We start from the raw sequence: 20922 nt of genomic DNA, 5'->3' as shown, positions 1-20922 counted from the left end.
CCGCGTGAGAATTCGCAAAGTCAGGCAGAAGCAGGAGCCACTCGGGCTGGCCTTCGGGGCCGGAGTGGTCGTGATCAAGCCCCTTCTGCTGGCGACCACCAAGCCGACGTGGATCGACACCGACAAGTTCCCCTCGTCCGGTGGCTGCATCGTGGTGATGAACCACGTCTCGCACATCGACCCGATGACCGCCTGCCACTTCTTCTACGACCATGGTCGGGTGCCGCGGTTCCTGGCGAAGTCGGGCCTGTTCAAGACCAAGGCTCTGGGCGCGTTTCTTCGCAACGCCGGCCAGATCCCCGTGGAGCGACAGAGCAGCAACGCGGCCAGTGCGTTCGCCGCCGCCGTCGAGGCGGTGAAGGAGGGCAACTGCCTGGTCATCTACCCCGAGGGCACCTTGAGTCGTGACCCGGACATGTGGCCGATGGTCGGCAAGTCCGGCGCGGCCCGCATCGCGCTTGAGACCGGAGCGCCGGTCGTGCCCATCGGACAGTGGGGCGCACAGGAGTGGCTCGCTCCCTACGCGAAGTACCCCTCCTTGGCCCCGCGCAAGCCGGTGACGATGAAGGTCGGCGATCCGGTCGACCTGGATGACCTGGTGAGCCACGACCCCAGCCCCGAGGTGGTCGCCGACGCGACCGATCGGATCATGGCCGCAATCACGGGCCTGGTGGAGGACATCCGCGGAGAAAAGGCGCCAGCCAAACGCTACGACATGCGCGACCACGGCGTCCGGCGTACGGGGAACCCCCACAAGACGTTCAGCCCCGACACCCCCGAGATCCCCCAGACCACCAAGCACACCACAACCACCAAGGCCACCAGGGCCTCGAAGAACAAGGCGGGCTGAGTATGAGTCACGGAAAGGTCGCCGTCTTCAGTGCCGGCTCCTGGGGGACGGCGTTCGCGCTCGTTCTGGCCGATGCGGGCAACGACGTCACCTTGTGGGCCCGTCGCCCCGAGTTGGCCAAGGCCATCAGGGACACCCACGAGAACCCCGACTACCTGCCGGGGATCGAGTTGCCGGCACGGGTCACCGCCACTGACAGCGCCGAGGAGGCTCTGCGCGGTGCCGACCTGGTCGTCCTGGCCACGCCCTCCCAGTCGTTGCGGGAGAACCTCACCCAGTGGGCGCCGTACGTCGAGGACGGCGCCGTCTTCGTGTCCCTGATGAAGGGAGTCGAACTCGGTTCGCTGAACCGGATGAGTGAGGTCATCCACCAGGTGACCGGAGCCGGCGAGGACCGGATCGCGGTGATCAGCGGACCCAACCTGGCCAAGGAGATCGCGCGCCGGGAGCCGGCCGCCTCGGTGGTGGCCTGTGCCGACGAGAGCGTGGCTCGGGCTCTGCAGGAGCGCTGTCACTCACCGGCCTTCCGTCCCTACACCAGCACCGACGTGCTCGGGTGCGAGCTCGGTGGCGCCTACAAGAACGTCGTCGGACTCGCGGTCGGTATGGCGGTCGGCCTGGGCTTCGGTGACAACACCACGGCCTCCCTGATCACCCGCGGACTGGCGGAGACCGCCCGGCTGGCGATGAAGCTGGGCGCGAACCCGATGACCTTGATGGGGTTGGCCGGGATGGGCGACCTGGTCGCCACCTGCTCCTCGCCCCTCTCCCGCAACCGGACCTTCGGGGAGAAACTGGGTCAGGGGATGACCACTGACGAGATCTACGCCTCGACCAACCAGGTCGCCGAGGGCGCCAAGTCCTGTTCGTCCCTGCGCGCGCTGGCGGCCCAATCAGGTGCGGACGCCCCGATCGTCGAGTACGTCGACGAGGTCGTTGCCGGGCGGATGACCGCCCAGGACATGATGGAAGCGTTCATCGCCCGCGACACGAAGGCCGAGACCGACTGAGTCTCGGCCTACCCACAACGTCTAGGTCACTCCTGCAGGTCGTTCAACGCCTTCGACAGGTCGTCCCAGAGGTCTTCGACGTCCTCGATACCGACCGAGAGACGTACCAGCGCCTCGGGGATGGTCGGGGCCTCGGTCTTCCACCGTCGACGCCGCTCGAAGGTGGATTCGACCCCACCGAGCGAGGTGGCGTGCACCCAGAGCGAGGTCTTGTGGGTGAGGAGGTCGGCGGCCAGTGGGCCGGCGGCGAGCACGATCGACACGATCCCGCCCATGTCCGGGTAGCGGACCTCCGCGATGGCGGGGTGGTCGGCCAGTCGGCGGGCGAGTTCGGCGGCGTTCGACTGGGCGCGCTCGACGCGCACATGCAGGGTGCGCAGACCACGCAGGGCCAGGAACGACTCCATCGCACCGGGGACCGCGCCGGTGACGTCACGGCGACCCTTCAGGACACTCCAGAGTTGATCATCAGCGGTGACCACGGCCCCCATCAGCAGGTCGCTGTGACCCGCGAGGTACTTCGTGACCGAGTGCACCACCACGTCGGCGCCCAGCGAGAGGGGCTGTTGGAGCAGGGGAGTGGCGAAGGTGTTGTCCACGACCACCGAGGCCCCGTTGGCCTGTGCGGCGGGGATGATCGTGGCGAGGTCGGCGACCTCGAGAGCCGGATTGGTCGGCGACTCCAACCAGACCAGGGCGGCGCCTTCGCTGGCCGCGATCACCGCATCGGTGTCGGTGACGTCGACGAGGTTGACCTTGAGCCGGCCGCGGCTCTCCAGCTCGGCCATGGCCATGATCGACCCGTTGTAGGCGTGACGAGGAGCCACGACCACCCCTTCGCTACCGACCAGGTCGAGAACGGCGGCGATGGCGGCCATGCCCGAGGCGTAGGAGAGCGCCCGGCCACCCTCGAGTGCGCCGAGAGCCTCCTCGAACGCCGTCCAGGACGGGTTGCCGTACCGCCCGTAGTCGACCTCGCCGCCGGCGATGTAGGTGGAGGCCATCGTGATCGGGGTGTTGAGGGGAGCATCCAACTCACGGGCCGGCCGGCCGGCGGTCACCGCCACCGTTGCCGGCTTGAGTGCGGGGGACCCCTGCGTCGAGGGGTTGGTGGGCAGGTCTGGCGTGCCATCGGTCATGCGCCGAGCCTAGGCGGATAAGGTCCTCTCGATGAATCAGCCTCCCCGAAAGCCTCGTGTCGCGGTCGTCTTCGGCGGCCGGTCCGGTGAACACGCGATCTCCTGTGTCACCGCCGGCAGCGTGTTGGCCGCGATCGACCGGTCGACCTACGACGTCATCCCGGTCGGTATCACCCCGGAGGGCCGGTGGGTGCTGGAGTCCGGTGACCCCGATCGTCTGCGGCTCGACGGTCCCGACGGGCTGCCCACCGTGGACGCGACCAGGCCCGGCGTCGCGCTGGCCCAGGCCGAGTCCGGCACCGACCTGATCGTCTCCGAGACCGGCGCCCCGCCCAGCGTGCTGGGTGAGGTCGACGTCGTGTTCCCGCTGCTCCACGGGCCCTGGGGCGAGGACGGAACCATCCAGGGCATGCTCGAGATGGCCGGCGTGCGGTACGTCGGGGCCGGCGTACTCTCCTCCGCGGTGTCCATGGACAAGGCCTTCATGAAGGTGGCCCTGATCGCGGCGGGTCTGCCGGTCATGCCCAGCGTCGCGGTGACGGCCAAGCAGTGGGGCGTGGCCCCGGACCGCATCCGGGAGCAGGCCGTGGAGCTCGGCTATCCCTTGTTCGTCAAGCCCGCCCGAGGCGGATCGAGCCTGGGCATCAGCAAGGCCCACGACTCCTCGGAGTTGGACGAGGCTCTGGCCGAAGCCTTCCGGCACGACCCGAAGGTGCTGCTGGAGGTCTCCGCCGAGGGAGCCCGTGAGGTCGAGTGTGGCGTCCTGGAGCGCCTCGACGGCGGCGTCGACACCAGCCTGCCCGCTGAGATCCGGGTGGCCGGCGGACACGAGTTCTACGACTTCGAAGCCAAGTACGCCTCGGGTCAGTCCACCGAGTTGGACGTCCCGGCGATCCTGCCCGATGAGGTGACAGAGCAACTGCGAGCGTTCTCGGCGCGAGCCTTCGAGGCCGTCGACGGCGAGGGCCTGGCCCGGGTCGACTTCTTCGTGTTCCCCGACGGTCGACTGGTGATCAACGAGTTGAACACCATGCCCGGCTTCACGCCTTTGTCGATGTTTCCGCAGATGTGGGCGGCCACCGGGGTCGACTACCCGGCCCTCGTGGACCGGTTGCTGGCCTTGGCGTTGGCCCGGGGGACCGGCCTGCGCTAAGGCCTCTACCGGGGCGTGACGGTGTCACCGACGCGGATGACGCCGCCGGTGGAGACCATGGCTCCGATGGCCAAACAGCGCTCCCGCTCGGTGTTGATCGTGCGCAGGACATCGAGGTCACGCTCCTGCCCGGGCAACGGCCGGGTCACCATCACGCAGCGGTCGATGCGCTTGCGGACGTCGAGCACCACCTCGGAGCCAACGGTCAGAGAGTGTTCGACCCAGTCGTCCTCGGCCCCGGACTCACCGCCCTCGAGAAGCAGGTTGGTGCGGAAACGTCGCTCGTCCCACTCGCGCAGGGTTGCGGCGCCCACCAGGGACACCCGGGATCGGGTGCTGTCGTGCCAGGCGCCGCCCGGACCCTGCCAGGTGGCCCAGTCGGTGTCGTTCTCGGCGTCCTGGGGGGATTCATACGTCCCGCCCTCGCCTCCTGCTCGCTCGAGACGGACCTTCCGACCCAGCCACGTGGAGAGGATCTCGTCGCGGTCGGGTTGGTCGCTGGTCACCACGGTGCCCTCGGGAAGGGTGACGTGTGCACGTCCGCCGTCCTCCTCGGACCATCGAGCGGAGGCGAAGAGCAGCGCGGGGGTCCGCCTGGCCGTCAGCACCTTCCCGGTCCCCAGATCGCGCAGGCCGAAGGCTCGGTCGCCGGTGATGCCGAGGTCGGTGACACGCGCCCCCTCGAGGCGCTCCCCACCCATCGACTTCACCGGGAACCGGGTGATCCGGCGAACCGTGATGTGACTCATCGGCACGGCGTTGTCTCGGTGAGGTTGTCCTGCACCGCCGTGGTCAGATCGGAGAGCACCTCACCGCCGGTGACCTGGCGGTACTGCGCCGGCACCTGCACCGCGACCAGTGGCTCGTAGCCGACCGCGGTGAAGGTGGCGTCGAGGGTGTCGTCGACGATCTGCTCATCGGGGAGGTACCACCCGACCCCGTTGACCTCGACGCAGAACGCGAACTGGTCGAAGCCGGCGGGGATCGTGTCCACGCAGGAGACGACGATGGCGGGGTCGCCGTACGCGCGCGCTGGGGCCTCGGGCGGGTCGACTTCCACCCGTTCGAGGTCGAGCAGCGGATCGGGGACGTCCTCGAGGAAGGCGTCACACGCCGATTGCAGCGCGGGATCCAGATCCGGCACGGGAACCTCGACAGGGCTGCACGCAGCCACCGTCAGGACCGTCAACGCGAGACAGACCCCCCCACGAGCGGGGAGCCGGCGGTTCGAGCTCAGTGTCGGCTCAGATGTGGACGACGGGGCAGGTCAGGGTGCGGGTGATGCCCTCGAGGTTCTGGACCTTGGAGACGACCAACTTGCCGAGTTCGTCGACGTTGCGGGCCTCGGCCCGCACGATCACGTCGTAGGGGCCCGTGACGTCCTCGGCCACGGTGACACCCTTCAGACCGGCAATGGCCTTCGCCACCTCGGCGGCCTTGCCGACGTCGGTCTGGATCAGGATGTAGGCCTGGACGACCATGGTGTTCTCCCTCGCGTACGTGCGAATGTGCCCGCGCTGTTCCGGACTGCAGCGCGCACGACAACCTACCCCGCAATGGGGGCGCGCCGGTAGTCCGCAGTTGGCCGCCACCGCCTCCCGTCTGGTGTGATGGCGCGGTGCCGACAACCGAGGAACCGACCGTCGCCGATCGTGGTGAGTTCGGGTTGATCTCCGACGTCACCGCCCTGTTCACCCAAGGCGAGCACGTCCTGATCGGACCCGGGGACGACGCCGCGGTGCTGCGCATCAAGAACGGTCACGTGGTCGTCTCGACCGACCTGATGGTGGAGGGACGACACTTCCGACGCGACTGGGCCAGCGCCCAGGACGTCGGCCACCGAGCGGCCGCTCAGAACCTCTCCGACATCAACGCGATGGGCGGCCGAGCCACGTCCCTGACGGTGGGGCTCGCCGTACCCGATGACCTGCCGGCGTCCTGGGTCACCGACTTCGCCCGCGGATTCGCGGCCGAGTGCGCCCTGGTGGGCGCCAGCGTCGTCGGGGGAGACTTCACCCGCTCCCGCGAAATCGTGGTCGCCGTGACCGTCCTGGGTGCGTGCACGCAGACCCCCTTGGTGCGCTCGGGTGCCACAGCGGGCGACGTGGTGGCCCTACGCGGTCGCCAGGGCTGGGCGGCAGCCGGTCTGGCGGTGCTCGGGCGGGGATTCCGCTCCCCACGTGTCCTGGTCGAGGCCTACCGACGCCCCGAACCGCCGTACGACGCCGGCCGGGAGGCCGCCGAGGCCGGTGCGTCGTCCCTGATCGACATCTCGGACGGGCTCTTGAGCGAAGCCGCTCACCTGGCAAAGGCCTCGCAGGTCAGCATCGACGTCCGCACCGAGGCCTTCGAGATGCCCGAACCGCTGGTTGCCGTGGGCGCGGCGGTGGGCGCCGACCCGATGTCGTTCATCCTCGGCGGGGGCGACGACCACGCACTGCTGGCGACCTTCCCCGACGCCGCAGCGGTTCCCGAGGGCTGGTTGATCATCGGTGCCGTGGGAGACCGTGAACCCGGCCTGGTCACCGTCGACGGGTCGGCGTACGACGGCCCCACCGGGTGGACCCACTTCTGAGCGACTACCGCCAAGGGTGGGGGTTTTTCGCGCCGGATGGGAACGACAAAAGCCGCCACCCGGCATGGGTGACGGCTTCGATCAGGTACTGGTGTTCCAACCGATCAGCGGCTGACCTTGCCCGCCTTGATGCAACCGGTGCACACGTTCATGCGCTGGGGGGTGCCGTTGACGGTGGCCCGGACCCGCTGGATGTTGGGGTCGAAACGACGCTTGGTGATCTTGCGGGACCACGGGCGGTTGTTGCCGAAAGTCGGCTTCTTCGCGCAGATGTCGCACACGGCAGCCACGGTGACTCCTGAAACTCGATGATATGAACCAAGGACAGATCCGCAGACGCGGACCACAGCCCGGCTAGCGGGCAACTGCCCCAGCGTATCCGAGCCGCCACGCGCAACGAAATCGCGCTGTATCCCGGACCCGGACCCACTAACGTTCGGGACTCGCCCCGGATGGGGCAACGACCGCGACCGGAAGGCAACAGCATGGAGCAGACACCCCAGGGTGGCCCCATCCAGTTGGCGATCGTGTTGCGGTTCGTCGACATCGCAACCGACGCCCTGGCCCTGGCCCGCGAGGAGATCGACGCCCTCAACGTCTACCCCGTTCCGGATGGGGACACCGGCACGAACATGTACCTCACCGTGTCCGCGGCCCGGGACGCCATCCGGGAGGCCGCCGCCGACAAACCCGAGCCCACGGGACGCGAGGACCTGATCGAGGCCCTGGCGGTCTTCCGCCGTGGTGCCCTACTCGGGGCGCGGGGAAACTCCGGGGTGATCCTCAGCGAGATGCTCGGAGCCATCGCCCGACGCATCTCCGAGGCAACGCCCGAGGAACCCAACGTCCGGGTGATGGCCGACGCCCTGCGGATGGCCACCGAGGCGAGCTACGCAGCGGTCGGTGAGCCCGTCGAGGGGACCATCCTGTCGGTGGCACGAGCGGCCTCGGAGGCCGCGCTCCTGCGAGCCGCCGACCCCGCGGGTCGGACCCGCGACGTGTTCACCGATGCGGCGCAAGCCGCCCGAGAAGCCTTGGCACGTACGCCGGAGCAACTGCCGGTCCTGCGCGACGCCGGGGTCGTGGACGCCGGTGGTCGAGGGCTGAGTGTCATCTTCGACGCGGCGGAGACCGCGTTGACCGGTCGCCGTCCGATCCCGGTCACCGTGCCCCTGGGACAGCACACCATCCCCATCCCACGACGCCCCGAGGATCGATCGGGCTCCCCGGACTCCACCTCGCCGGTGGCGGGGGAGGACCGGACAGAGGGCCTCAGTGCCGAAGGTCCGGCCTACGAAGTCATGTATCTCCTCGACACCGAGCGGACCGGCGATGACGTCGTACCCCACCTCCGCACGGTGCTGGGCTCACTGGGGGACTCCCTGGTGGTGGTGGGAGGAGAAGGTCTCTGGAACGTGCATGTGCACGTCGACGACGTCGGAGCCGCCATCGAGGCGGGCATCGAGGCCGGGCGCCCTCACCGCGTCCGGGTGACGCACTTCGCCGAACAGGTCGAGGCCGCGAAGCAGAGCCGGCGGCGTACCGGTCGCGGCATCGTCGTGGTCGCGGCAGGTCCGGGCCTGGAGGCGCTGTTCACCGAGGCCGGCGCGGTGGTGGTGGCAGGGGGTCCTCAGCGCCGACCGTCGACCGGACAGATCCTCGAAGCCATCCTCGGGTGCGGCGCCGAGGAGATCATCGTGCTCCCCAACGACGCCGACTCCGTGCGGGTGGCGCAGATCGCGGCCAGCACCGCAGCCACCGACTACGGCCTGCGCGTCAACGTGATCCCCACCCAGGCCCAGGTGCAGGGTCTGGCCGCGGTCGCCGTTCACGAACCCGGCCGTTCCTTCGACCAGGACATCGTCGAGATGACCGCCACCGCCCGCCACGTCCGCCACGGTGCCGTCACCATCGCCGCACGTCAGGCCATGACCATGGCGGGTCCCTGCGAGATCGGCGACGTGCTCGGCGTGATCTCCGGTGACTTCGCGGTGGTCGGAAAGGACCTCGACGACGTGGCCCAGGAGGTGCTCCGCCGTCTGCTGGCCTCCGGCGGTGAGTTGGTGACCCTCGTGGCCGGCGCCGAGGACCAGGGGCTCACCGAGCGGTTGACCGCCTGGGTCGAGCAGGAGCACCCCACTGTCGACGCCGTGGTGTACGACGGTGGGCAGGAGCGTTACCCGCTCCTGCTGTCGGTCGAGTAGGAGTCGAGCTGATGATCGCGTGGGACAGCCCGGTGACCACCGTGCTGGGCGGCAAGAAGCCCGCGAAACAGAAGAAGTTCACCGAAGGTCTCCGCCTGCGGACGGTCCAGGACCTGATGCGGCACTTCCCCCGCCGCTACCTCAAGACCGGGGAGTTGACCCGTGTCGAGGAACTGCAGGAGGGCGAGTTCCTCATCGTGGTGGGGGAGATCATCAGCAGCCAGGTGAAGACCTACGACGATCGGCGTACCAACAAAACGGCCTACCGCGTCGAGACAATGCTCGCCGCCGACGGCGCCCGGTTGCTGATGACGTTCTTCGCCAAGAATCACAGGACCGCTCAGTGGCAGTCGACCAAACTGCATGTCGGTCGTCAGGGTGTCTTCATGGGACAGGTCAAGCGGTTCCGGGACACCTGGCAGCTGACCCACCCCCAGATGAGTCTCTTCGGCGCGGACACCGAGGAGGAGGGTGTTCCCATCGATGCGCTGGGGGAGCTGTTTCCGATCTATCCCCTCACCAGTGGTCTGGAGAACCTCGAGGTCATCCGGGCTGTCGCCTTCGCCCGCAGCGTTCTGGACGAGCCGATCGATGTGATCCCCGAAAGCATCCGAGCCGACCACGACGTCACCGGCGCCCATCAGGCCTATGAGTGGATCCATGCCCCGGACACCTTCGAGCAGGTGGAGCGGGCCCAACACCACTTCCGTTTCACCGAGGCCCTCATCACGCAGATCGTGATGGCCCGTCGCCGGCGGTTCGTGCGCACCATCGGGACCTTCGCGCGGACCGGGAGGAGCGGCGGTCTGCTCGACGCCTTCGACGCCCGGCTGCCGTTCGAACTGACCGGTGGTCAGCGGTCCACCGGACAGGAGATCGCCCACGAACTCGGCCGATCCCACCCGATGAACCGACTCCTCCAGGGCGAGGTCGGCTCGGGCAAGACGCTCGTCGCGCTGCGGGCGATGCTGCACGTTGTCGACTCGGGCGGCCAGGCCGCACTCCTCGCGCCCACCGAGGTGCTCGCCCAGCAGCACCACCGGTCCATCACCGAACTGCTCGGCGACCTCGCTGCCGGCGGCATGCTCGGCGGAGCCCCGGAAGCAACGCAGGTCGAGTTGCTGACCGGTTCGATGACCAAGACCGAACGCACCGCCCCGATGTCCCGGCTGGCCTCGGGCGAGGCCGGCCTGGTCATCGGCACCCACGCCCTGCTCGAGCAGCACGTCATGTTCGCCGACCTCGGACTGGTGGTCGTCGACGAGCAACACCGGTTCGGCGTCGAGCAACGCGCCGCCCTGACAGACAAGGCGATCTCGCCGCCCCACGTCCTGGTGATGACCGCGACTCCCATCCCGCGGACCGTGGCGATGACCGTGTTCGGGGATCTGGAGGTCTCCACGTTGACCGAGCTGCCGGCGGGTAGGGGGGAGGTCCAGACGACGGTGATCGACCTCAACCGGAATCCGAACTGGCTCGATCGTGCCTGGAAGCGGGTGCGGGAGGAGGTTGCCGACGGGAGGCAGGCCTACGTCGTGTGTCCGCGCATCTCGGGGGACGACTACGAGCAGACCGATGTCGATCTGCTCGTCCTGCCCAACGGCGAGATCGCGGAGCCCGATGTGCCCTTGGCGGCGGTGGAGGAGGTCGTGGTCGAACTCCGTCTGGGTGAACTGAACGGGTTGCGTGTCGAGATGCTGCACGGCCGGATGAGCGCGGACGACAAGGACGCGATGATGCGAGCCTTCTCCGCCGGGAACATCGATGTGTTGGTCGCCACCACGGTCATCGAGGTCGGGGTCGACGTTCCGAACGCGACCACGATGGTCCTGCTGGACGCCGATCGTTTCGGGGTCTCCCAGCTGCACCAACTGCGCGGCCGGATCGGCCGAGGCGGGCACGACGGTCTGTGCCTCCTGGTGACCAGGGCCGACTCGCTCTCGGGCTCCCTGGAACGGCTCGATGCCGTCGCCTCGACCCGCGACGGGTTCGAGTTGAGCCGGATAGACCTGGAGTTGCGCCGTGAGGGGGACGTCCTGGGTCGATCACAGTCGGGTGGTCGCACGACCCTGGACAACCTGCGGGTGCTGCGCGACGAGGACACGATCATCGCCGCCCGAGGTGCGGCTGAGAAACTGCTCGACGAGGATCCCGAACTACTGACCGCGCCGTTGCTGGGGATCGAGGCCGACGCCCTCGAGCACTCCCAGGAGGCCGGCTTCATGGAGAAGTCATGACACGCATCATCGCCGGCTCCGCCGGTGGCCGCAGGCTCAAGACCCCGCCCGGTGACGCGACCCGTCCCACCAGCGACCGGGTCCGCGAGGCGCTGTTCTCCGCCGTCGAATCGTGGTGCGGCTCCTGGGACGGACTGGCCGTGCTCGACCTGTACGCCGGGTCCGGGGCGGTGGGTCTGGAGGCGATCTCCCGAGGGGCGACGCAAGCGACCCTCGTGGAACGCGACAAGCGCACCGCGAGCCTGATCAGGGACAACGCCCGGGTGCTGGCCATGGCCTCGGCGCAGGTCCAGGCGGCCTCGGTGGCGACTTTCCTGGCCGGCGGCGCGGCGGGGGAGCGGACGGCGTACGACCTGGTGTTCCTCGACCCGCCGTACTCCCTGGAGGCCGAGTCGGTCGACGAGGACCTTCGCGCCCTGGCCGATCACGGCTGGCTCGCGGCAGATGCCCTGGTCGTGGTCGAACGCTATCGACGCAGCCCCGAACCGACCTGGCCCCACGGGCTGGAGACCGTCAGGTCGAAGCGGTACGGCGAGACCACGCTTTGGTACGGTCGCGCGGATTCGGGTCCTCCCCCCGAAGACCCAGCCAGCAGCGAGGAAGCCTGATGCGCCGAGCGGTATGCCCCGGATCCTTCGACCCCGTGACCCACGGGCACCTCGACATCATCGGTCGTGCGGCCGGTCTGTTCGACGAGGTCGTGGTGGCGGTGGGGGTGAACGCCTCCAAGAACAAGATGTTCACCCCTCAGGAGCGCATGGAGATGCTCAGTGAGGCCACCGCAGAGTTCGGCAACGTCCGCGTGGACGGGTTCTCCGGTCTGCTGACGACCTACTGCCGGGAGCAGTCGATCCAGGCCATCCTCAAGGGCCTGCGCGGCGGGGGTGACTTCGAGTACGAGGTGCAGATGGCGCAGATGAACTCGCACCTCACGGGGGTGGAGACGGTGTTCCTGCCGACCTCGCCGACCTACGCCTTCGTGTCCTCCAGCCTGGTCAAGGAGGTCGCCACCCTGGGCGGTGACATCGAGGGCCTGTTGCCCGACTTCGTCCGGGAACGACTCCTCGAACGCCTGGCCGAACGCGCCGACAGCGCCTGAGGGCCCTGATCGATCTCGACGCCCGACCACAACGATTGTCCGTCGCACCGGGCGACGACTACGCTCGCCCCTGTTATGGCACGCAGCGGAAAGACCCAGAGTTCCTTGGATCCCCAGGATCCCTTCGTCCTCGACACCCGTGAACTCGGTCGGCGAGCAGGGTCCCAGAAGGAGCTGAGCTGGACCGCTCCGGCGCCTGAGGATCTGGGCATCGAGGTTCTCGCGGTACCCGTCGGCTCGCCGGTCGCCCTCGACGTACGACTCGAGGCCGTGCTGGAGGGCGTCCTGATCACCGGGACGGCCACCGCTGCGTTGTCGGGCGAGTGCGTGCGCTGCCTGATCGAGTTGGACGAGGACCTCGAGGCGCGCTTCCAGGAACTCTTCCTCTACGAGCGTCCGGCCGAGGACGACGACGAGGAGCAGGACCTGCAGGTCCTCGACGACGACCTGCTCGACCTCGAACCCCTGCTGCGCGACGCCGTGGTGCTCGAACTGCCCTTCCAGCCGTTGTGCGAGGAGGACTGCCCCGGTCTGTGCGTCGAATGCGGCGCCCGCCTGGCCGACGACCCGGACCACGATCACGAGGCGCCGATCGACCCACGGTGGGCCGCATTGACCGATCTGACCCCGGATCGGACCGCCGATGCGGACCCCGAGAAGGAAACCCCCTAGAATCGTCCAGTTGATCGACCCGGCAACGGGACGACCCCAGACCAGAACCCGAGGGACCGTACGAATCGCGGTCCCCCCACCTTGAGGAGAACACCGTGGCTGTCCCGAAGCGGAAGATGTCGCGCAGCAACACGCGCCACCGTCGCTCGCAGTGGAAGGCCGTTGCGCCGACCCTGGTGACCTGCGCCAACGCGTCTTGTGGTGCCAAGCACCTGCCCCACCGCGCCTGCAGCACCTGCGGCGAGTACGGCGCCAAGTCTGCCCGTCGTCAGGTTCTCTGAGTCCCTGTCGTCGAACAGGTGGTGAGCAACCGGTGAGCAACCCCGGGAGCAGCGAAGAGGGTGCCCAGGACTACGCCGAACTGAGGCGTGCCCTGGGCAACCCGACGCTGGATCCGCAGTTGCTCGACCAGGCGCTGACCCACCGGTCCTACGCCTATGAGAACGGCGGTCTCCCGACCAACGAGCGCCTGGAGTTCCTCGGGGACTCCGTGCTCGGGGTCGTGGTGACCGAGACCCTCTACACGATGCACCCCGACCTCTCCGAGGGTCGGTTGGCCAAACTCCGTGCCGCGGTGGTCAACGCCCGTGCGTTGGCCGGCGTCGGTCGCGGGATCGGGCTGGGCGACTACGTCAAGCTCGGTCGCGGCGAGGAAACGACCGGCGGCCGGGAGAAGGCCTCGATCGTCTCCGACACCGTCGAGGCCGTGATCGGTGCTGTGCACCTGAGCAGCGAGACGATCGACAACGCCGCCGCGGTGGTGCACCTCCTGTTCGATCCCCTCATCGAGGCTGCCTCGGGGATGGGAGCGGGCCTGGATTGGAAGACCTCGCTCCAGGAACTCACCGCCATCCACAGTTTGGGCGTGCCCGAATACGTCATCACCGACGACGGGCCCGATCACATGAAGACCTTCATCGCCCAGGTGCGCGTCGCCGACCAGCTCTACGGCAACGGCCACGGGCGGTCGAAGAAGGAAGCCGAGCAGGGCGCCGCCGAGACCGCCTACGGCGAACTGATCGCAGTACTGCCGGACCCCGAGCCCTCGTCGGGTGCCTGAACTTCCCGAGGTCGAGGTCGTCCGGGCCGGTCTCGAGAAGCATGTCGTCGGCGCGACGGTGGCCTCGGTCAGCGTTCTGCACCCTCGACCGGTACGCCGCGACCCCGGGGGACCCGAGGGTTTCGCCGGCGCGGTCAACGGTCGGCGGATCGAAGCGGCCCGACGCCGGGGCAAGTACCTCTGGCTACCCCTCGACGACGGCAACGCACTGCTCGCCCACCTCGGGATGAGCGGCCAGATGCTCGTCCAACCGGTGGGCGCGGCCGATGAGCGACACCTACGGGTCCGCTTCGGGCTCAACGGCTCGACCGGTGGCTCGACCGGTGGGGGAGAGAGTTCCCTCGAACTCCGCTTCGTCGACCAACGCATGTTCGGCGGGCTGTCGGTCTCGGTGGGCGGCGCCGACCTCCCCTCCGAGATCGCCCACATCGCGCGGGACCCGCTCGACGAATGCTTCGACGACGACGAGTTCGTGGCGCGCACCCGTCGGCGCACCTCCGGGATCAAGCGGCTCATCCTGGATCAGGGGCTGATCTCCGGGGTCGGGAACATCTACGCCGACGAGTCGCTCTGGCGGGCCGGACTCCACGGGGAGCGGCCCGGCGACCGGCTTCGGGTCGGGCAGGTGCACGACCTGCTGGGCCACATCCGTGCGGTGATGGGGGAGGCCCTGGCCCAGGGAGGCACCTCCTTCGACGCTCTCTACGTCAACGTCAACGGCCAATCCGGCTACTTCGATCGGTCCCTGCACGCCTACGGGCGGGGCGACGAACCGTGTGACCGGTGCAGCACCCCGATCCGGCGGGTCGCGTTCATGAACCGCTCGTCGTACTTCTGCCCCTCCTGCCAGCCCGCGCCGAGGGCACGGCGCTCGCGCTGAACGGGACTTGCCGGGGTCGACGTCAAGTGGGACGCTGGTAGACGGCCCATATCCGTGGGCAGAGTCCTGAACAGAAAGGCCGACTCATGGCTAAGGCCCTGATCGGGTTCGTCAACACCGATCGTCACCATCCCCGCCTGATCGCCGAGAACGCACGTCTGCGCTCGCGCGTCGCCGACCTGGAAGCCGTCGTGCTCCGCCTGGCGGAAGAGAACGATCATCTTCTCGAGGCACGGGCCGCCGAGCTCCTCGACGCACAGATGCAACCCGCCTGACCCGTTATCTGTCTTTCGAGACTCGGCGTGACCCCGGCTCTGGTCGGTCGTTGAACGGGGCATGCGTAGACCTCTCGCCGCTATGGCCTCGGCCGTCCTTCTCGGAAGCTCACTGGCCCTAGGTGTCGTTGCCCCCGCTTCGGCCCACGGTGATCGTGATCGGATCGAGCGGATGTCGCTTCTCGCCGACGGCACGGACACCGCTCTGGAGAGCGACAACATCGCTCAGCTCTCCAGCAACCCCTCTCAGGTGGGCATCTCGGGGTGCTTCATGAAGACCGCTCCGATCTTCGTGACCAGCGGTCTGGACTCCGTGCGGGTCTACGACGTCCGCAACGCCGCCCGGCCCCGACTGGTGGGCACGCTGCCGAACGTGTTGTTCGAGAACGAGGCGATGAACTGTGGGGAGCGCCGAACCTCCAACGGGGTCCGTCGCTTCGTGCTGATCGGGGTCGACCTCGTCAACGCCAACCCGGCCGACATCGCCCACACCAACGTCGGTGGCGGGGAACTGATCGTCGTCGATGTCACCAACCCGGCCCGACCGCGGATCCTGTCCCGTGCCGAGGGATCCACCAGCACCCACACGGTGGCCTGCGTGCAGGAGTCGAACTGCACCTACGCCTACTCCGCCGGCAGCGGCGGTAAGTTCTCCGTCTTCGACCTGCGCAACCTGAGCAAGCCGGTCGAGGTCGACAAACGCCGGAAGAAGCCGGGCCTGCAGGCGTTCCCGTCGCCCACCGCCGGGCACAAGTGGAACTTCGACGCCGCCCGGATCGGCACCCACACCGGCTTCGGCGGGGCCTCCATGTGGAGCACGAAGAACCCCGCCCGACCGAAGCTGATCGTGACCACCGGCAAGGCCGGGGAGGGCACGGACCCGAGGTTCCCCGGCTACAACGACTTCATCCTGCACAACTCCTTCCGCCCGAACGCCAAGAAGTTCAAGCCGAACAAGCGGCCCTCGCTGAGCCGCGGCAACGTCCTGCTCATCACCGAGGAGGACTACGAGCAGACCGACTGCAGCCGCGCCGGCTCGTTCCAGACCTGGTGGGTCAAGCGTCTCGGCACCACCAAGGTCAAGGGCAAGAACGGTCAACGCGTCACCCGCAAACCGGTCATCGTCCCGCTCGACAAGGTCGAACTCTCCGATCTGGGCACCTTCCCGCTGCCGCAGGGGGCCTTCTGCTCCTCCCACTGGTTCGACTACCGCCCCGGTGGGCTGGTCGCGGCCGGCTTCTACGGCGGCGGCACCCAGATCCTCGACGTCCGCAACCCCCGCAACATCAAGACCTACGCCCACTCCGTCCACGGCCTCTCCGAGGTCTGGGACGCCATGTGGGTGCCGGTCTTCAAGCAGAACGGCAAGCAGACCAAGCGGCGTACCAACGTCGTCTACTCGGTCGACCTGGTCCGCGGCCTGGACGTGTACGCCGTCGACGTGCCTGGCGACGGTCGCGGAGCGTTGCCGCCCAACGCTCGCACCGGGGCGTCCTTCGACCGCTCCGGCGCCATCGTGCCGCTCGGCCTGGTCGGCGGAGCCATGGGTCTGGCCCTCGGGTTGCGCCGCCGTCGGCGCACCCCCGCTGTCTGATCGGACCACGATCCGGACCGCCCCCACGGCCCGTCCGGGACGGTAGGGTGAGGCTCGCCAGTCGCCCGTAGAGCCGAGCAGGAGTGCTGTGTACCTGAAGAGCCTGACCCTCAAGGGGTTCAAGTCCTTCGCCTCGGCGACCACTCTCCAACTCGAACCGGGCATCACCTGCATCGTGGGACCCAACGGGTCCGGCAAGTCCAACGTCGTGGACGCCCTGGCGTGGGTGATGGGTGAGCAGGGCGTCAAGAGCCTGCGCGGCGGCAAGATGGAGGACGTCATCTTCGCCGGCACCTCCGGGCGCCCGCCCCTGGGACGCGCCGAGGTCGTGCTGACCATCGACAACTCCGACGGGGCCCTGCCCATCGAGTACGCCGAGGTCACGATCAGCCGCACCATGTTCCGCAGCGGCGGGTCGGAGTACGCCATCAACGGCACCTCCTGCCGTCTCCTGGACGTCCAGGAACTCCTCAGCGACTCCGGCATCGGCCGTGAGATGCACGTGATCGTGGGGCAGGGACAACTCGACACGATCCTGCACGCCACGCCCGAGGACCGCCGCGGCTTCATCGAGGAGGCTGCCGGGGTCCTCAAACACCGCAAGCGCAAAGAGAAGGCGCTGCGCAAGCTCGACTCCACCGACGGCAACCTGACCCGACTCGGCGACCTGCTCAGCGAGATCCGACGCCAACTCAAGCCCCTGGGTCGACAGGCCGAGGTGGCTCGTCGGGCGGCCACGGTCCAGGCCGATGCCCGCGACGCGCGCGCCCGCCTCCTGGCCGACGACCTGGTCACCGCCCGCACGGCTCTCGAGCAGGAGATGGCCGACGAATCGATCCTCCTCGAACGTCGCACCCAGGTCGAGTCGCAGTTGACGCAGGCGCGGGAGGTCGAGGCCGGGCTCGAAGCGGCCCTGCGAGAGGATCTCCCCGCGCTGGCCGCCGCCCAGGACACCCAGTCGTCCCTCAGCAGCCTGCGTGAACGCCTGCGCGGCACCGAGTCGCTGGCCTCCGAGCGGGTGCGTAACGCCGCAGGTGCCTCCGAATCCGACCGGTCCCAGGGACGTGACCCCGACCAGCTCGAGGCGGAGGCGCAACGGATCCGCGAGCAGGAACAGGCCATCGGTGCGGAGGTGGAGGCGAACCGCAGCGCCCTCGAACAGGCCGTGGCCGCCAAGCACCGGGCGGAGGAGGCGGCAGCCGAGGAGGACCGTCGGGTCGCCGGACTGCAACGCGCGGCCGCCGACCGACGTGAGGGTCTGGCCCGGCTCCACGGACAGGTCAACACGGTGCGGTCGCGAGCCGCCGCCGCGGACGACGAGATCGGTCGACTCGAGCTCTCCCGCGAGGAGGCCAAGGCCCGTGCGGACCGCGCCGAGCGCGACTTCACCGCCCTGGAGACAAAGGTGGCCGGACTCGACGCTGGCGAGGAGGGGCTCGACGCCGAGCACGAATCGGCGGTGACCTCCCTGGACGCCGTGGAGGAACTCCTCATCACGGCCCGCGAGGAAGCCCGACAGGCCGAGCAGGACCGGTCCACCCACGCAGCCCGCAAGGAAGCCCTGGAGATGGGGTTGAACCGCAAGGACGGGGCTGGCGCCCTGCTGGCCGCCTCCGACGAGGTCGCGGGTCTGCTCGGTTCGGTCGCGGCCCTTCTGACTGTCCAAGCGGGCTTCGAGCCCGCGATCGCCGCAGCACTCGGCTCCGCGGCGGACGCGATCGCCGTGTCCGATGTCGGCTCGGCCATCACCGCCGTCGATCACCTGCGCGACGCCGACCTCGGTCGGGCCGGACTGCTCCTGGCCGGCGGTGCCGTCGACGCCGAACCCTGGCCCGGTCTCCCGGACGGTGCGTCGTACGCCGTGGATGCGGTCGAGTGCCCCGCCGAACTGACCGCGTCCCTGACGCGGCTCCTCCACAAGACGGCGGTCGTCGACGACCTGGACGCAGGACGGCGCCTGGTCACCGAGTTGCCCGACGTCCTGGCGGTGACCCGCGACGGCGACCTGATCGGGGCGCACTTCGTCAGCGGCGGGTCCTCGGGACAGCAGAGTCTGATCGAGATCCAGGCCGCTGTCGACGACGCCGCCGCCAAACTCATCGCGGCGACCGCCTCCTCGGAGCGGTTGTCCTTCGAGATGTCCCGGCTCGAGCGCGAGCGACTGGAGGCCCAGAAATGGGTCGACGTCTCGCTGGCCAAGTTGCACGAGTCCGACGCAACGCTCGCGGCCGTGGCCGAGGAGTTGGGCCAGTACGGCTCGCAGGCCCGTTCCGCTCGGGCGGAGGCCGACCGGATCGCGGCGGCGATCGAGAAGGCCCACAGCGCACGGGAGCAGGATCTCGCCGGTCTCAGCGATCTGGAAGCCCGGTTGGTCGCAGCCCAGGATTCCCCGGAGGAGGAGCCCGACACCAGCGAACGCGAACGCCTCGCCGAGCAGGCCCGCACGGCTCGTCAGGGGGAGATGGACGGACGCCTGGCCCTACGGACCTCGGAGGAACGCGCCCGCGCCCTGCACGGACGCGTCGACTCGCTGTTGCGCTCGGCCAAGACCGAGCGTGAGGCGCGCGCGAAGGCGGCCGAGCGCCGCGAGCGGTTGCTGCGCGAGGGGGCCGCCGCAGAGGCGGTCGGGATCGCCGTCGGGTTCGTGCTGCGCCGCCTCGAGATCTCGATCTACCTGGCCAACGATCGACGTCGCGCGGTCGAGGAGTCCCGACGGGGCCGCGAACGCGAACTGTTGGAGATCCGGGCCACGCTGCGCGATCTGGCGAAGGAGAACGACGACCTGGTCAACTCCGTGCACCGCGACGAGATGGCCCGCACCCAGCAGCGGATGCGGATCGAGCAGCTGGAGGAACGCGCCATCGATGAGCTCGGTCTCGAGCCAGAAGGTCTGGTCAACGACTACGGCCCCGTGACCCTGATCCCCTTCACCGGTGAGGTCGACGAGGGGGAGGAGACCCCCGAGCCGGTCGCGTTCGTCCGCGACGAGCAGGTCAAGCGTCTGCGTTCCGCGGAGCGGGCCCTGAATCAGTTGGGCCGGATCAACCCCCTGGCGCTGGAGGAGTTCTCCGCCATGGAGGAGCGGCACAAGTTCCTCACCGAACAACTCGAGGACCTCAAGCAGACCCGCAAGGACCTGATGGACATCGTCAAGGAGGTCGACTCGCGCGTCGAGCAGGTCTTCACCCAGGCCTACGCCGACGTCAGCGCCGCCTTCGACTCGACCTTCGCCCGTCTCTTCCCCGGAGGGGAGGGCCGCTTGGTCCTGACCCAGCCGAACGACATGTTGACCACCGGGGTCGAGGTCGAGGCCCGGCCCCCGGGCAAGAAGGTCAAACGGCTCTCGCTGCTCTCCGGTGGTGAACGATCGCTGGTCGCCGTGGCGTTCCTGGTGGCTCTGTTCAAGGCGCGACCTTCGCCGTTCTACATCCTCGACGAGGTGGAGGCCGCCCTGGACGACACGAACCTGGGCCGTCTGCTCGAGATCTACGAGGAGTTGCGGGCGCACTCCCAACTGCTGGTGATCACCCACCAGAAGCGCACCATGGAGGTCGGTGACGCCCTCTACGGCGTGACGATGCGTGGCGACGGGGTCAGCGCCGTGATCAGTCAGCGACTCCGGGAGAATGAGCCGGCATGAGCACTCCTCAGCGGCCCACCCGGGCCGACTACGTCGCCTGGCGCACCGCGACCACGCGGTGGGCCGATGATGACGTCTACGGCCACATGAACAACGCCAAGTACTTCGAACTCATCGACACCGCCGTCAACGTCCACCTCGCCGAGGCCACCGGCCTGAACATCCGGAACCTGCCGGCGGTCGGTGTCGTCGCCGAGGTGTCGTGCCGCTACTTCCGGGAGATCGGCTACCCCCACCCGGTCGAGATGGGGCTGGTCGTGGAGCGTCTGGGGACCTCCTCGGTCATCTACCGGATCGGACTCTTCCAGCAGGGCGACGGCTCCGCGGAGGACCATTCCGCTGATGAGCCTGCCGCCGCCGAGGGACGCTTCGTGCACGTCTACGTCGACAACACCGACACCACCGCTGGGCCTCGCCCCGTCGTACCCGTCCCCGACGAGATCCGAGCCGCGGTCACGCCTCTCGTCCGCTGACTGCCGAGTCGGCGCAACTTGACGCCGAAAACAGGCCCACTCGGCGCTACTTGTTCAAAAC

At 68.7% G+C, this 20922-nt stretch carries 21 protein-coding genes; 16 read left to right on the top strand and 5 right to left on the bottom strand.

Translation table 11 applies throughout. From position 1 onward, the window contains the following. Positions 1–4: 4 nt before the first annotated feature. Entirely contained in the window at positions 5–850 is an 846-nt protein-coding gene (locus ACYVLV_RS01220; RefSeq protein ID WP_460807018.1) for a lysophospholipid acyltransferase family protein, read from the top strand. Positions 851–852: 2 nt separating this feature from the next. Then, positions 853–1860 carry an NAD(P)H-dependent glycerol-3-phosphate dehydrogenase gene (locus ACYVLV_RS01215; RefSeq protein WP_460807016.1) on the top strand — a complete coding sequence of 336 codons (1008 nt, stop codon included), beginning with the start codon at positions 853–855 and terminating at the stop codon, positions 1858–1860. 26 nt (positions 1861–1886) lie between these two features. Here ACYVLV_RS01215 and ACYVLV_RS01210 read toward each other — a convergent pair whose 3' ends face one another. Continuing rightward, on the bottom strand, positions 1887–2999 hold the full coding sequence (locus ACYVLV_RS01210) for a trans-sulfuration enzyme family protein (RefSeq protein ID WP_460807014.1): 1113 nt from the start codon (positions 2997–2999) through the stop codon (positions 1887–1889). Positions 3000–3030: 31 nt separating this feature from the next. Here ACYVLV_RS01210 and ACYVLV_RS01205 point away from each other — a divergent pair, with 31 nt between their 5' ends. Continuing rightward, a complete protein-coding gene (locus tag ACYVLV_RS01205; RefSeq protein WP_460807012.1) occupies positions 3031–4152 on the top strand; it encodes a D-alanine--D-alanine ligase family protein in 1122 nt (373 codons plus the stop codon). Between the two features lie 5 nt (positions 4153–4157). Here ACYVLV_RS01205 and ACYVLV_RS01200 read toward each other — a convergent pair whose 3' ends face one another. Genes ACYVLV_RS01200 through ACYVLV_RS01190 form a run of 3 tightly spaced genes read right to left on the bottom strand, consistent with a single transcriptional unit; the run spans position 4158 to position 5633 of the window. Beyond that, complete coding sequence (locus ACYVLV_RS01200; protein ID WP_460807010.1) at positions 4158–4901, bottom strand: MOSC domain-containing protein; 744 nt, start codon at positions 4899–4901, stop codon at positions 4158–4160. Beyond that, the gene (locus ACYVLV_RS01195) at positions 4898–5341 is read right to left on the bottom strand and encodes a DUF3515 family protein (protein WP_460807007.1); all 444 of its coding nucleotides are present in this window, start codon (positions 5339–5341) and stop codon (positions 4898–4900) included. Before ACYVLV_RS01195 ends, ACYVLV_RS01200 begins: the two co-directional genes overlap by 4 nt. A gap of 55 nt (positions 5342–5396) precedes the next feature. Further along, positions 5397–5633 carry an Lrp/AsnC family transcriptional regulator gene (locus ACYVLV_RS01190; RefSeq protein WP_460807006.1) on the bottom strand — a complete coding sequence of 79 codons (237 nt, stop codon included), beginning with the start codon at positions 5631–5633 and terminating at the stop codon, positions 5397–5399. A gap of 137 nt (positions 5634–5770) precedes the next feature. Between ACYVLV_RS01190 and ACYVLV_RS01185 the strand changes: the two genes are divergently transcribed. Continuing rightward, positions 5771–6727, top strand: coding sequence for a thiamine-phosphate kinase (locus ACYVLV_RS01185; protein ID WP_460807004.1), 957 nt, complete (start codon positions 5771–5773; stop codon positions 6725–6727). Positions 6728–6831: 104 nt separating this feature from the next. Here ACYVLV_RS01185 and rpmB read toward each other — a convergent pair whose 3' ends face one another. Continuing rightward, positions 6832–7017, bottom strand: coding sequence for a 50S ribosomal protein L28 (rpmB, locus tag ACYVLV_RS01180; protein ID WP_460807003.1), 186 nt, complete (start codon positions 7015–7017; stop codon positions 6832–6834). A 195-nt stretch (positions 7018–7212) separates the two neighbouring features. Here rpmB and ACYVLV_RS01175 point away from each other — a divergent pair, with 195 nt between their 5' ends. The 12 genes from ACYVLV_RS01175 to ACYVLV_RS01120 all read left to right on the top strand — a co-directional run bounded on the left by ACYVLV_RS01175 (position 7213) and on the right by ACYVLV_RS01120 (position 20861). Next, a complete protein-coding gene (locus tag ACYVLV_RS01175; RefSeq protein ID WP_460807001.1) occupies positions 7213–8931 on the top strand; it encodes a DAK2 domain-containing protein in 1719 nt (572 codons plus the stop codon). Positions 8932–8942: 11 nt separating this feature from the next. Continuing rightward, positions 8943–11168, top strand: coding sequence for an ATP-dependent DNA helicase RecG (locus ACYVLV_RS01170; protein ID WP_460806999.1), 2226 nt, complete (start codon positions 8943–8945; stop codon positions 11166–11168). Further along, positions 11165–11776 carry a 16S rRNA (guanine(966)-N(2))-methyltransferase RsmD gene (gene rsmD / locus ACYVLV_RS01165; RefSeq protein ID WP_460806997.1) on the top strand — a complete coding sequence of 204 codons (612 nt, stop codon included), beginning with the start codon at positions 11165–11167 and terminating at the stop codon, positions 11774–11776. The genes ACYVLV_RS01170 and rsmD overlap by 4 nt, the downstream gene beginning before the upstream one ends. Beyond that, a complete protein-coding gene (coaD, locus tag ACYVLV_RS01160; RefSeq protein WP_460806995.1) occupies positions 11776–12267 on the top strand; it encodes a pantetheine-phosphate adenylyltransferase in 492 nt (163 codons plus the stop codon). Before rsmD ends, coaD begins: the two co-directional genes overlap by 1 nt. A gap of 75 nt (positions 12268–12342) precedes the next feature. Next, positions 12343–12939, top strand: a complete 597-nt coding sequence (locus tag ACYVLV_RS01155) for a YceD family protein (RefSeq protein ID WP_460806993.1) — start codon at positions 12343–12345, stop codon at positions 12937–12939. 95 nt (positions 12940–13034) lie between these two features. Continuing rightward, positions 13035–13220, top strand: a complete 186-nt coding sequence (gene rpmF / locus ACYVLV_RS01150) for a 50S ribosomal protein L32 (protein ID WP_460806991.1) — start codon at positions 13035–13037, stop codon at positions 13218–13220. A 32-nt stretch (positions 13221–13252) separates the two neighbouring features. After that, the gene (gene rnc / locus ACYVLV_RS01145; protein WP_460806989.1) at positions 13253–13999 is read left to right on the top strand and encodes a ribonuclease III; all 747 of its coding nucleotides are present in this window, start codon (positions 13253–13255) and stop codon (positions 13997–13999) included. After that, on the top strand, positions 13992–14879 hold the full coding sequence (gene mutM / locus ACYVLV_RS01140) for a bifunctional DNA-formamidopyrimidine glycosylase/DNA-(apurinic or apyrimidinic site) lyase (protein ID WP_460806987.1): 888 nt from the start codon (positions 13992–13994) through the stop codon (positions 14877–14879). The genes rnc and mutM overlap by 8 nt, the downstream gene beginning before the upstream one ends. Positions 14880–14965: 86 nt before the next feature. Continuing rightward, positions 14966–15154, top strand: a complete 189-nt coding sequence (locus ACYVLV_RS01135) for a hypothetical protein (RefSeq protein ID WP_460806986.1) — start codon at positions 14966–14968, stop codon at positions 15152–15154. A 61-nt stretch (positions 15155–15215) separates the two neighbouring features. After that, entirely contained in the window at positions 15216–16748 is a 1533-nt protein-coding gene (locus tag ACYVLV_RS01130; protein WP_460806984.1) for an LVIVD repeat-containing protein, read from the top strand. Between the two features lie 88 nt (positions 16749–16836). Then, positions 16837–20388, top strand: coding sequence for a chromosome segregation protein SMC (smc, locus tag ACYVLV_RS01125; protein WP_460806982.1), 3552 nt, complete (start codon positions 16837–16839; stop codon positions 20386–20388). After that, positions 20385–20861 (top strand): acyl-CoA thioesterase, encoded by a 477-nt coding sequence (locus ACYVLV_RS01120; protein WP_460806980.1) that lies wholly within the window; start codon positions 20385–20387, stop codon positions 20859–20861. The genes smc and ACYVLV_RS01120 overlap by 4 nt, the downstream gene beginning before the upstream one ends. The last annotated feature ends 61 nt before the right edge of the window (positions 20862–20922 follow it).

It is taken from the genome of Nocardioides salsibiostraticola, assembly GCF_054783655.1.
This window is presented reverse-complemented; position numbering and strand designations above follow the sequence as displayed.